This is a genomic window from Bradyrhizobium sp. CCBAU 25360 (assembly GCF_028128695.1).
Taxonomy (GTDB): domain Bacteria; phylum Pseudomonadota; class Alphaproteobacteria; order Rhizobiales; family Xanthobacteraceae; genus Bradyrhizobium; species Bradyrhizobium ottawaense.
Genome location: NZ_LBJA01000044.1, coordinates 270,279 through 283,810 on the forward strand (window position 1 = coordinate 270,279; position 13,532 = coordinate 283,810).

The window sequence follows — 13,532 nt, forward strand, 5'->3', positions numbered from 1 at the left end:
AGTCTCCTATTTGGAAGCCGCAACCCGCAGCTCCTCCGCCTCCCTGAGAGCGCGCGGATGCATACATGCGCGTGAGAAGATAAGGCTCACAGATGGACGACATCTGTCTCATTTGGAAATATAGCCAGCCGGAAAGCGCCCCGAGCGGGCGCACCGGCGCTTACAATTCATCTCACCTGCTTAGGATCATCACCGTTGCGACGTCGCCTGAGTTTCATCCCCTTAAGATCAATGTGTTGGCAGGTCCACCTATAAATCAACGTATATGGTGTTGTATTCCTTCATGAGGTGTATGACAGGGGCTAACGATCGCGCTCCTTTAGTGAGATTGGCGCGCGCGTGCCCATCTAGATTTTCGGGAAGCGACTACGCAATGGCTTTTCATAGCGAACTCTTTTGGCGCAAGTAAACGAGACATCATGGTGGCTCACAATTCAAACCGGCGCGTCGCGATGATTACTGGTGTCACCGGGCAAGATGGCGCATATCTCGCCCAGCATTTGATCGGTCTCGGTTACACCGTGCATGGGGTCAAGCGCCGGTCGTCTTCCTTCAACACCGCGCGCGTCGATCATCTTTACAAGGACCCGCATGCCGCCGATGTGCCGTTCTTAATGCACTATGGAGACATGACCGATTCGTCCAACCTGATCCGGCTTGTGCAGCAGATTCGGCCGACCGAAATCTACAATCTCGCCGCACAGAGCCACGTCCAGGTCAGTTTCGAGAGCCCGGAATACACCGCCAATGCCGACGCGATCGGTGTGCTGCGCCTGTTGGAAGCTATCCGCATTCTCGGCATGGAAAAGGAGACGCGCTTCTACCAAGCCTCGACCTCCGAGCTTTACGGCCTCGCGCAAGAGGTGCCACAGACGGAAACCACGCCATTTTATCCGCGTTCGCCCTATGGCGTCGCCAAGCTCTATGGCTACTGGATTACGGTGAACTACCGTGAGGCCTACGGTATGTTCGCGAGCAACGGCATCCTGTTCAATCATGAGAGTCCTACCCGCGGCGAGACTTTCGTCACTCGAAAAATCACCCGCGCCGTCGCCAGCATCGAGGTCGGCCTCGAGGACAAGCTCTATCTCGGAAATCTCGACGCCAAGCGCGACTGGGGCCATGCCCGCGACTACGTCGAAGGCATGCACAGGATCCTGCAGGTGGACGAGCCCGGCGACTTCGTGCTTGCGACCGGCCAGACGCGGTCTGTCCGCGAGTTCGTCGAGCTGGCGTTTGCCGAGGTCGGGCGCAGCATCGTATGGCGTGGCAAGGGCGTCGAGGAGGTCGGCGTTGATAAGGCTTCTGGCAAGACCCTGGTACAGGTCGATCCCACCTATTTCCGTCCAACCGAAGTCGATCTCCTGATCGGGAACGCCAGCAAGGCGCGCGCAAAACTCGGCTGGGCGCCGAAAACGTCGTTCTCGCAAATGGTGAAGGAAATGGTCGCCAGCGATCTCGTCCAAGCCAGACAGGACGCAGCAAATGGCAATCGCGGCGTTTGAGCTGAAAGGCAAGACCGTTTTCGTCGGCGGCGATCGCGGCATGGTCGGCGCGGCGCTGGTGCGCCGACTGGCACGCGAGCAGGTCGATCTCTTGACGGTGTCACGAAGCGAGGTTGACCTGCGTGACCAAGCCGCGGTGACTGCCTGGTTTGCAGCGAAGAGGCCGCAGGCCGTGTTCCTCGCCGCAGCCAAGGTCGGCGGTATAGTCGCCAACAACACCCTGCGCGCCGAGTTTCTCCACGACAACCTCGCAATATCGAGCAACGTGATCCAGGCGGCCCATGCCAACAGATGCGAGAAGCTGATGTTCTTCGGCTCCTCCTGCATCTATCCACGCCTGGCGCCGCAGCCGCTGCGAGAGGACTCGATGCTGACCGGCCCGCTGGAGCCGACCAACGAGCCCTATGCAATCGCCAAGATCGCGGGCATCAAGATGGCCGAGGCGTATCGCAGCCAGTACGGCGCCGATTTCATTAGCGTGATGCCGACCAATCTATACGGGCCTGGCGACAATTATCACCCCGAATACAGCCACGTCATGGCCGCGCTGATCCGCCGCTTCCACGAGGCCAAGATTGCGGGCGGAAGCAACGTCGTGGTGTGGGGTACCGGCAAGCCGCGCCGCGAATTTCTCTACGTCGACGATCTCGCCGACGCCTGCATCCATTTGATGAAGACCTACTCCTCGCCAGAACCGGTCAATATCGGCACCGGCGAGGACATCAGCATCGCCGAGTTATCACTCATGGTTGCGGCCGCCGTCGGCTTTCGCGGTGAGATCAGCTTCGACACGTCGCGCCCCGACGGAACGCCGCGCAAGCTGCTCGACGTCAGTCGGTTATCCGGGCTCGGCTGGCGCGCCACCACCTCGCTCAACGAGGGCATTCAGCTGGCATACCGGGCGTTTCGTATTGAGAGCGATCGACGGCACAAGAGTGATCGGCTTGTTCTCGAGAAGGAAGCCTGCATCACGGATTAGAGCAATCCCACCAACGATCCGAATGGCGGGCCGAGCCATTCACGATGATTGGTAAATCCACCGTTTTATCAAGAGAGCACCAACTGTCTTTTGCCCCCTCCGGCGGGTCGAGCTTGGTTCCGATGCCGTGAATATCCGGCGCCGCTTCGCCTAGCAGCCACCAGCGGACCACCGAAGTATTCTTCTCCGAGGAGATGAGGCGCCCAGCTCGGCGCCAAGTGCGCGAAGTCTCGACGTCCCAGTAACTTGAAGCGGTCCTAGGCTCCTTCGCGCGCACCACGGAGCAAACCCACATCTATTTGATGGTCATTACCTAGCCATCTCGGCATCAGCAGCGCCGGTGAAGTCGAGCTCGGCTAGGTTCGCGCGGTCGGCGCTCGCGTCGTCACGGTGATCGGACGCGATCGCCACGTAGAGGGCTGGGAGAACGAACAGCGTGATCAGAGTGCCGACAGACATGCCGGCGGCGAGGACGAGCCCGATCGAGAAGCGGCTCGCCGCTCCAGCTCCCGTTGCAGTCAACAAGGGGATGAAGCCCGTGACCATCGCCGCCGTGGTCATCAATATTGGGCGCAATCGGACGCGCGCCGCCATCTCTATAGCCGAGCGACGGTCAAATCTCTCCTTGAGCTGCAGCTCATTGGCGAACTCAACCATCAGGATGCCGTGCTTAGAAATCAACCCGACAAGTGTCAACAGTCCAACCTGGGTGTAGATGTTCATGGTCGCCCAGCCAAAGAACGGCGGAATCAACGCGCCGACAATTGCCATCGGCACGCTGATCATAATGATGAGCGGGTCGCGCAGACTTTCGAACTGAGCCGAAAGCACCAAGAATATGATGATGAGTGCAAATGCAAATGTAATGGCCAGTTGATTACCCTCTTGCACATACTGGCGCGCGTCGGCCAGGAAGTCGTGGCTGAAGCCTGCGGGTAGTTTCTTCGCCTCGGCTTCCAGGAAATCCACAGCCTGTTCGATCGTGACGCCAGGCATCGGCACTGCCTGAAAAGTCGCGCAATTGAGCTGGTTGTAGTGGGTGAGCGCGTTCGGATCGGTGGCGGTCTCGATGGAGACTACGGTAGACAGTGGAAGCATTGAGCCTGTCGCGTTCTTTACGTAATAGCTCCCGATTGCTTGCGGCACCAGACGTTCCCCTCGGGGAACCTGCGGGATCACCTGGTATGAGCGGCCCTGCAAATTGAAGCGGTTCACATAGTTTCCCCCCAGTAATGTGGCAAGCGCATTCCCGATGGTCTGCATGGTTATGCCAAGCTCGTTAGCCTTGGATCGATCGACCTTGATTCGTACCACCGGCTGGTTGAACTCCAGGTCGGAGTCGCTCACCATGAACAGGCCGCTCTTACGCGCCGCATCCTTCAGCTTTGACATCTGCTCATAGATGGATTGGAAGCCAAGGGTCGAATTGATCACCATCTGCACTGGTAGCCCGTCCGAACCGCCCGGAAGCGGAGGCAAGCTAAAGGCAAACGCGTTGATGCCTTCGATTTTTGACAGCTCGGCCTGGACGAGGGACTTTAGTACAATCGATGATCGCTTGCGCTCGTCCCAGGGCTTGAGCAGCATGCCCGCGAGGCCACTCTGCTGGCCGCTAACGCCATTGAGCACGAAGCTCAAGTCAGTCTCTGGAAATTTCTGGAACGCGTTTTCGAGCTTGGTGCCGTAATAGTCGAGGTAGTCGATGTTGGCGTATTTCGGCGCCTTCGTTAAAGCGAATACGATCCCTTGATCCTCCTCGGGGGCGAGTTCTTTGGAAGTGTGCATATAGAGAAAGCCGACGAGGCCAAGCATGGTAAGTGCAAACAGGCCCGTAACCGGTCGATAGTCAAGCGAGCGGTCGAGCTTGCGGCCGTACCACTGTGTCATGGCGCCGAACCCACGGTTCACAAATCGTGCAAACCGTCCCCCCTCGTCGCGCTTCAGCAGGAGCGAGCACATCATCGGCGATAGTGTCAAAGCGATCACGCCCGAGACGATCACCGCTCCCGCTAGCGTAAACGCGAACTCGCGGAATAGCGCACCGGTGAGGCCGCCTAGAAATCCGATTGGGGAATACACCGCAGCCAAAGTAATCGTCATCGAGACAATGGGGCCGACGATCTCGCGCGCTCCCGCTGTGGCAGCCTTTCGCGGCGTTGCACCTTCTTCTAAATGACGGTGAATGTTCTCCACCACCACTATCGCGTCGTCGACTACGAGACCGATAGCGAGTACCATTGCAAGGAGGGTCAAGAGATTGAATGAAAACTCCAGCACGAGCATCATGCTGCAGACACCAACGAGCGACAACGGAATAGTGACAACCGGAATGATGACCGAGCGCAGCGAGGCCAGGAACAGGAAGATCACGACCACAACGACCACGACGGCCTCAATGAGCGTCTTTTCAACTTCATCGATCGATGATTGAATAAATTTGGTGGAGTCGTAGGCTACTTTCATCCTCAATGACGGCGGCAGGTTACGCTCGATTTCTGGAAACAGCCCTCGAACGCCTCGCGCTATGTTTAGAGGATTTCCTTGCGGGCTCGCCTGCACGCCGACAAAGACCGCGTGCTCGCCATTCATCGCGACACTAACGTCAGCAGTCTGCGCGGCAAGCTCCACTACCGCAATGTCCTCCACGCGCACAAAGCCACCGTCATTGGCCTTCACGATCATGCGCTTGAAATCTTCGACACTCCGCAGATCCGTGTTTGCCGTGACATCGAAGATAGTGAAATAGCCCTTGGTCTGACCCGCCGCGGCCTGGAAGTTGTTAGCGGCGATTGCAGCCGAAACCTCAGCCGGCGACACGCCGTACCCAGCCATTTTCGCACTATCGAGCCATAGCCGCATCGCAAAATTCTGGCCGCCCAGAATGTCTGCCGCTGCAACGCCGTCGACCGTTGAGATAACCGGTTGCACAACGCGTGAGAGATAGTCGGAGATCGCACTTGCCGCCAGTTCCTCGCTGGAGAAGGCGATGTACATGACAGCAGTCTTCTGACCCGTCGACTTCGTAACAACTGGATCGCTTGATTCCTTTGGGATCAGGTATTTGACTGAGTTGACCTTGGAGAGCACCTCCGTGAGCGCTTCGTTGGGATCAAAATTGAGCTTTATGTAGACTTTGATGGTCGAAGTACCAAGCACAGACGAGGAACTAATGTAGTCAACCCCCTCGGCGGACGCGACAGCCTGCTCCAGGGGAGAGGTGATGAACCCCTGGATCATGTCGGCAGAAGCCCCAGGATAGGACGTCGTGATATTGACGACCGTATTAGATAGCTTGGGATATTGCCGGATCGGCAGTACGGTGGCCGCGCGCAAGCCGATCAGCAAAATCAAGGAACTGACGACGATAGACAATACCGGACGTTTGATGAAAAGCTCGGTAAATGCCATATCGACTCATGTATCAAGGGTGGGATGCAGATTCGCCGCAACTTATAAAGCGGCAATGATCACCAATGCTGCGGCTGTGCTAGCCCCCGGTACGAGGGACGCGCTATTGGCTACTCTAAGAGCTCACGTGCTCGCGGGTGCGGACGCACTATCCTTCGCTTCCATGTTCGTCGCTCGAGTGAATGTTATTCCGCTGCTCTGATGGCTAAATCCCCATCTCGATGATCGGCGCCTGCTATAAAGCCCCTGTCTTCTCCGCCGGAGGTCCTGACTCCAGATGTTCGTCGTAACGACTGATTGGAGCTTAACGAATTATAGCAAGGCAGCAGCTCAGGTTTCGCACTGACCCGCAGACCAATGATTGAGGTTCGACGTCGAAAGTACACGCGACGTGACGGGTGCTCAACTCTACAAAGGTAAATGGGTGATATAGCCTGAGCTATAGAGCACTATACGAAGGTTTGTCGAATTGATCGCTGATCGCCGTAGAGCAAATCTGGTGATGTTGCCAGACACAAAGTTTTAGGTCCCACAATATTCCATACGCACCGGCTACCTATCCTCGCTAACTCGCTAAACAAAGTCGCGTTGGAGTTGGCCCTTCGCTGCCAGCTCGACGCGCCTTTCGGAGGTGCTTTGAGCATTTCTTGCCACTCAATATGCTGCGCGCGGTTTAGCTACGCATTTCGCTACCGAGTTGGCAACCCAGTAAGACGTTGTCGATCAGACGCGTTGAGCCAACGTAGGCTGCCGCACAAAGCGCCGCGGGGCGCCGCAGTGGACTATCGGCGGTTTTGAGCGTGTCACCGTCGACAAGTTCAAGATACTGCAATCTGTCAACTGCCTCTAAATGCCCCTTGGCGACCGCAATCAGCTTTTCTACGTTGCGCTCTCCCGAGCGAAATTCGTCGAGCGCGGCGGATAGTCCCCGGTTGATCGCAAGGGCCCGCTGACGCTCTTCTTTGCTGAGATAGCGGTTGCGGCTGCTCATTGCGAGCCCATCGCGTTCGCGAACGGTTGGTACAGTGACCATCTCGATCGGGAGATTGAGATCAATCACCATGCGACGCACGACTGCGCATTGCTGAAAATCCTTCTGCCCAAAAAATACGACATCGGGCTGCACCATGTTGAACAACTTGCATACGACGGTCGCCACACCGCGAAAATGCCCAGGCCTGAAGACTCCGCACAGAGGTTTGGCGAGGTCGCCCGGTTCAACGAAGGTTTCGAAATGGCTCCTATAAACTTCCTGTGTATCCGGCGCGAAGAGGATCGCAACACCGCCATCACGGCACAGTTCCTCATCACGTAGAAAGTCGCGCGGATAGCTGCTGAGATCCTCGTTTGGTCCGAACTGAGTGGGGTTGACGAAGATGCTGACGACCGTGACGTCGCATTGCGCCTGGCTCGCTGCGATCAGCGCCATGTGGCCATCGTGAAGATAGCCCATTGTCGGCACCAATCCGACCCGTCGATTGGCGCCGCGGGATTTAGCGAGAGTACGGCGAAGTTCAGCGACCGTCGTGATTGTTTGCATGTGGAGCTCTATATCAAGTTGGGTTGGACGGCGCCCAGGTGGCAATTGACTCTCCAACGTCTTCGGGAAGCCTGTAGGACTCTTGCGGTCCCGGGAATGCACCACCGCGGACATCCGCGGCCCAGCGCGAGAGCGCATCATGCAAATGCTGAAAGCCTTCTGCATAGGCGCGAACGAATTTGGGGCGATGACCTCCAGTGAGGCCCAGTACGTCGTGAAACACGAGCACCTGGCCTGAACAGTCCGGGCCGGCGCCGATCCCGATTGTCGGTATTGTCAAGGACTTGGTCGCTCGAGCAGCAAGCTCGGCCGGAATGCCCTCCAAGACCAAGGCGAAACAGCCGGCCTCCTGCAGAAGGTGAGCATCATCGAGCAAACGCAACGCTTCATCCGCTTTCCGACCCTGCACTTTGAAGCCGCCCATCACGTTGACGCTCTGAGGCATAAGACCGAGATGACCCATCACAGGAATGTCGCAATCGACGAGCGCCCGTACCATCTCGATTCTCTTGCCACCGCCCTCGAGTTTCACTGCAGCTGCGCCTCGCTGCAGGAATCCGCCAGCATTGCGTATCGTTTCCTCGACGCTGACGTGGAAGCTTAGAAACGGCATATCGGCGACGAGTAAAGCACGAGGCTTGCTACGTACCACGGCATCCAGATGATGGTTCATCATCGCAACGCTCACTGGAAGCGTATTTTCGAATCCAAGGCAAACGTTACCCACACTGTCACCGACAAGAATGATGTCGACGGACGGATCCGCGATACGCGCCGCAACCGCGTCGTAGGCAGTCGTCATGACGAGACGCCGACCGTCCTGCTTCCACCGCTGCAGCATGGGAATTGTGATGCGATCGGTCGGCTTCTCCGAAACGTGGCTCATTTGGACCTCAGTTCGATTTTGCAGGTGCGAATGTGGCAAAGCTTGAACTTCGGTTAACTCGTCAACGACTTCAAGTCATAGCTATCCACAGCGACGAAATGATCGAGTATGTCGGGTGATCAGCAGTCTAGTTGCTGCGAAACGCAGGTGAACTTCTTCGGCTTTAGCTTAACTGACTGCGTCCCGGAGTTCTTGTTGCGGATGTTTACGAACTCCTTGGTGGAGGGCCGCTGCGAGATAAGGGGGTGGATCGAGGGCTGATGGAACCGTGGTAATGAAGATTGCCTCCGTCTCATGCTTCGCGGCGTATACTGTTCTCGTTTGAAGAAATTCAGCCTTCCGCGCAAACGGTACTTCCTAGGGAGCGGGGAAGAAAATTGTCAACTTGCACAAGAGAAAAAGAAATCGACGGCTCAAAGATGGGCCGGGAATGGATGAAAATCCTTTTGGTTGCGCCATCATCGCCGCGAGACTTTCTTCGCTTGTCTGTTAGTAATGCAGGCGTGCGTCGGCTTCCGCCGATTCGCCTACCGGCTGCCGCTGTAGGCAAGCGATCCGGTCTGCTCTAGAGCAGCTCACGGGCTGGATCGACGATGCGCAGTGTAGAATGCCTTGAGGTCCGCCAAGGTGCGCAATACTGCGGCCTGACAAAGATCGCATTTCCAAGCACCGCAGCAGCAGATCTCGGTCGCTAAAGAGCCCCAATAGAACTTGGTGCCGATTTACTCGAGGCCGAGGCGTTCGCCCGCTTTAGCGGGAAGCAAAGGTTCGTAGCGGGGTCCGTTGTCGGTCCTGACTTGCTGGTCTTGACGCCGACGCTTGTGGCGTCCTCGCCTTGAGGACGGCCGCGGCGCAGCCCTGACGATCGCTCTTCATCGCCTTGCTGGAGGTATTGAGGCATCCTCGATTCAGATGTCGACATAATCCTGGCCAGGTTCGTCGCCGCGTACCCGCAGGCTGCTCTTTCAACCGGCCGGCACAGTTATACTTGCCCAGCTTTTTGATATCGATGTGTCAGCTCACGGGATGTTCACGTTCATAGCGCCGCACCGGTTCGGCCGGGTCAAGCTGCGCAATCGGCATAGCGCGGTCGTCGCACTCCGACTTCGGCGCATGTGGCAGGCAGAGTTTGGCTCGGCGTTCAAAGAAACCTTGTAGAGCGATCACGCTATTGACACCTGCCCTTGCGGAACGCTTGACCCACTTGGCGACGGACTTGGCCTGAATTGCAGCGCGGTTGGCCTTTGTCAGGCTCTCACGCTCGGGACCATGGCTTCCCGATCTCTCGGCGTCAGAGCCGCATCCTTATGCGTGCCTATCAATTCTCCAGGAGTGGGCTAAAGCTTCGCTAACTCCAGCTTCCTCGTTCACGACCTGTTGGACAACCTACCGAGAGCTCACACTAGGGGGCTCACAGACATGCTACCCGAACCGGCTGACACTCATGCGCCCCCTCTAAAAGCGCGCGTATGCGCGCAGCGATCTGCCGTGCTTCCTTCGGCCGCAGGTTGGGTTTCATGCAATCGAGTATGGTTAGCATTGCCTGGACTTCGTCCATGTTCAATGTGGCGACCTTGCGATCTGATAGTCCCAGAGACTGATCGGAGGCACGGACCTGCTTGGCTACAAGCACCGCAAGCGCTTGCGACCGCAGGGTCGTGATATGCCGCTCCAATATATGCATTTTTGGCCTGTAGCTGCCTTGGGCATGGTGTCGCAAGCGCTGGCGGCCAACCCGGTCACAAGGACTGGGGCTGGCCACCTTTGCTCCCATGAGGCTCAAATTCTCAAGGGTGACTAAGTTATATCTGCGAGAAGTAATGAAGGGCACCTACCAAAATAGGTCGGCCCCATCTCATCGTCGCCCCTCTAAACTGGGCCTTTGCCTTAAAGCGATTGGAGACACCAGCATGACCAGACACGTGGGCGTAGATAGAAAACAGTGCATAAAAGACAATGTCAGGCCGAACGCACATGAGAGGCGCAAGAATGTTGGCAGGGCAAGTCCAGACGAAGCGCGATAGAATGAGAAGATTATCCGAGACCTTGAAAGCCGCGACAGGAAGTACCGCGTTGAAGAATCGACGACGCTGCGTGCGTCGTCGTTGCCACACGTGGCGGACACAATTGCATCAAGACAACAGCGCACCGGACTAAGCCAAAGCACTCTCCTTTCCCTTCCTGAGTGTTGGCGAAAATTGATCGGAAGCAGTGTGGGTGCGACTCGGCGCCGTTTGGTTGCGCTGGAGCAGACGCTGTCCCTACCCCGCCCGGACTGCTTGTTGAACTAGCAGAACATGAATCAGCACTTTTTCGCCACGCATGCAGTTGGCAACGCTTTCCCTGCCACCCAGCTAACTGCTCCAAACTGAGCTTTAAGCAGCGGCAAGAAGCTGATTGCTTGCAAAAACGATCGAAATCGAGAGGAGAACTAACCTGCGAGTTGTGAGCGCATTGCGGACGCGACTCGGCGCCTGGCAGCCTGGGGGGGCATCATGAGGCACCACTCTGCCGCATCCGCAATGCAATGAGCTTAACGGAAGCGTGACTCGGCACATGGTGGTCCTTCAGCTCATGCGCTGTCCCTGCCAAGCCCCGTTAAACCCAACGCTTTTTTATCGGGGCTGGCTTACCGAAAGCTGACAGACCTGCGCAATCAAATAATGAAGGTGAGCATGTGGGCGGGCCGCTTGCCGCTGGCAGCGATATCGCCGTTACGCCTCAGATCAGCAATTCGGCGCGCTTGCGATGAGCGGCAACCGCATTGGGACCACGCGCCGGATTGACACTCACCCAATCCACCGCGCGTTTAATGACTGATCGCCGTATGACTTCACGCCCCCTGGCTCGTGGGCTCTTCGATGCAGGATTGGCCATTCGGATTGCGCACACTTGCTTTCGAATTCGAATACCTCGCGCCGTTACCGGCTCGTGCTCCACGCTGGGTTCGCGTGTGGAGGACGATTGGGTTTCGATTCGTCAAAATGCTTAATGAGCTCGTCAGCCTACCTCCCTGTCAGGCGCGAAAATTAGACGCAATTAGCGAGTTCGAGAGAAAGAGCGCGGATGCGACTCGGCGCCGATGTCCACCAGGGAGGGTGGATAAATGCGCTATCTGTCGCATCCGCTTCGCCGGAACGCTGGGGGCGACATGACTCGGCACCCCCCCCATTGGAGGAAGGAAGGCGCTGTCCCTATCACGTACCGCTGGCTCAGTAGTCAGCCTCGGGGGATCACAAGGCTAACCCACCCGGCTTTCCCGTGAGGCCCGCCGCCTCAGGGTACAGTGGGACTTTAGAGAGAGAGTGGGCTCGGGTAACCTACCAGCATTGGTAGTCATGCACAGCACGGCGGCGAATGAGCAAGCACGCCGCGTTGAACTACCTTGCATGAAGGCAGCAGGCTTCGCGGGGTTCGGCGGTATCGGTCGCTCCGTAACGCCGTTATCCAGAGCGTCTTTGCGTATAAGCACTGGAGCTCCCTCACTACACCGCGGCCTTTGTCCCCGATATAGCTCCGGGCGCTGTTCGCCATTCTGGCGAAGGTCTCGTAGCCCAGCGCTTCTACGCTGGCCTTGCTTTGCGAGAGACCAAGGTATGGCCAGCACGGCTTGCGGCGGCGAGCGTTGGCTTCCAGGCGTTTGTCCCTCGGGCTAGCGTCTGCGGCAGGCTTCCTGCCGTTTTTGGAGCGCAGTTGCGCGATAAAGTTTGCGCCGAACAGCTCGATGTCGGGCAGAGGTTGATTTTGTAGAGGCGCAAGCGTCTGCATGCTCTTCTTTCACCAAGCATCGGTCAATTCATTCTCTCGCGAGCGACCAAACGGCTTGCGTTCCCAAAATGAAGCCACACGAGCAACGCAATGACGGCTGTGCGTGCCGCAGTGCAGTCGCGCCTCTGGCGTACAGTGAGCGCGTGGCTCCGAATTCCCGCAGGATCTTTCGCGATGGATCCCCGAGAACGCGCGGCCTCACTCTGTGAGGCTGCGGGCGATCAGCGTTGATGTTATTTGTGCTCAGCATAGCTTTGAATTCGCGTCTGCCGGTTCCTCAACGGCGTGCCACCATTTTGCTTCGCCGAGACTCGGCGGAACAACTCGCAACATCGAAGAGTGCGAATGTGCGGGATCGGCTGCGAAAATACGCGCGTGCTGCCGCCGTCGTTGAGCGCCGTGCCATGATCTGTTCGGCGAAGACGATCGAAAAGGACCCTGTAGCTGCGCAATGATCAGATAGGCATTTGATTTACGCGCTTGCCTCTTCGCTCTCGCCAAAAACTGCGATGTCTCGTACGCGCGGTAAAGATCCGTCGCCTGCCGAACCGCAATCGGCGGCGTTTGGCGGCACCAGGATAATTCGGCCTTCTCTGGAGAGAAGGCGCCAATCGACGTCTCTGATCCAGATTAGAGAAACCGTCCATTGGTGACAAATGCGATCTCAGCGGCGCTCGACATGGGGCAGCCGCCTCGACTCATGCTGACGCTTGCCAGGGAACGTGTCCGCCGGCTTATGCAGCAGATCGCGAGAACATCGCAAGGTTCTGGCTCACAGCAATCGACGGTCAGGATCGGGCATGGCTCACCCATTGGTGTGCTGAGGTATTCCGAGCCCAGAAGGTTTAGAGTTAGAGGGGAGGCAGCGCGGGCCGGCTCTCCGCGCTGTTCAAAGCTCTGAAACCGCCAACTCCGCGCTGCCAGCGGAGTTAAATGACGATGTGACTCGGCGCTCGTCAAAGAGGCCCTCGGAAAGCGCTGTCCCTATCACGTGCGCCACTAACTTCGCTCGCCAGCGCCGCGGTACTGCAACGCTGCCACCTCGCACCCTTGGGCGGCTGCCCGGGGCGCCCTGCCTTTTATCGCCGAGACGTCCCGCAAGGCACCTGCCAGATTTGGTCGGCTGAGCTGGCTTGCGAGGGAGAAACTGACGCGTTGTGCCGACCACCCCTGCCCCCGCACCCAATCCTGAAGCCGCTTATCGCGAGGGGGCAATGAGCTTCTGGCTTGTTCACCCTAGCCACGCATCCGATTCCCGACTTCAGCATCATTGGAGCGCACCTGGAGACAAAGACGCAATATCCAGGCCATAGGTCGAGCCATAGCAGTATGTCTGAACGTTGCGAGAACGGCGAAGGCCATTTCCCCTCGCTAGGTAGACCTGCTTAAGGACGGTTGAACCATCCACCGCCTCCTCGCCCACGGTCTAGCTAAGTACTCCAATCG

General features: G+C 57.6%; 5 protein-coding genes. 2 read left to right on the plus strand and 3 right to left on the minus strand.

Going from position 1 to position 13,532, the window contains the following annotated elements; genetic code table 11:
• The first annotated feature begins 419 nt into the window (after positions 1-419).
• Positions 420-1,505, plus strand: coding sequence for a GDP-mannose 4,6-dehydratase (gmd, locus tag XH81_RS31630; protein ID WP_271596677.1), 1,086 nt, complete (start codon positions 420-422; stop codon positions 1,503-1,505).
• Positions 1,486-2,484, plus strand: a complete 999-nt coding sequence (locus XH81_RS31635; RefSeq protein ID WP_271596678.1) for a GDP-L-fucose synthase family protein — start codon at positions 1,486-1,488, stop codon at positions 2,482-2,484. Before gmd ends, XH81_RS31635 begins: the two co-directional genes overlap by 20 nt.
• Positions 2,485-2,793: 309 nt before the next feature.
• Here the strand turns inward: XH81_RS31635 and XH81_RS31640 are convergent, their stop codons facing one another.
• From XH81_RS31640 to panB, 3 genes are all read right to left on the minus strand, one after another.
• On the minus strand, positions 2,794-5,892 hold the full coding sequence (locus tag XH81_RS31640; protein ID WP_271596679.1) for an efflux RND transporter permease subunit: 3,099 nt from the start codon (positions 5,890-5,892) through the stop codon (positions 2,794-2,796).
• 673 nt (positions 5,893-6,565) lie between these two features.
• On the minus strand, positions 6,566-7,432 hold the full coding sequence (gene panC, locus XH81_RS31645) for a pantoate--beta-alanine ligase (protein WP_271596680.1): 867 nt from the start codon (positions 7,430-7,432) through the stop codon (positions 6,566-6,568).
• A gap of 13 nt (positions 7,433-7,445) precedes the next feature.
• Positions 7,446-8,318 (minus strand): 3-methyl-2-oxobutanoate hydroxymethyltransferase, encoded by an 873-nt coding sequence (gene panB / locus XH81_RS31650; protein WP_271596681.1) that lies wholly within the window; start codon positions 8,316-8,318, stop codon positions 7,446-7,448.
• Between the last annotated feature and the right edge of the window lie 5,214 nt (positions 8,319-13,532).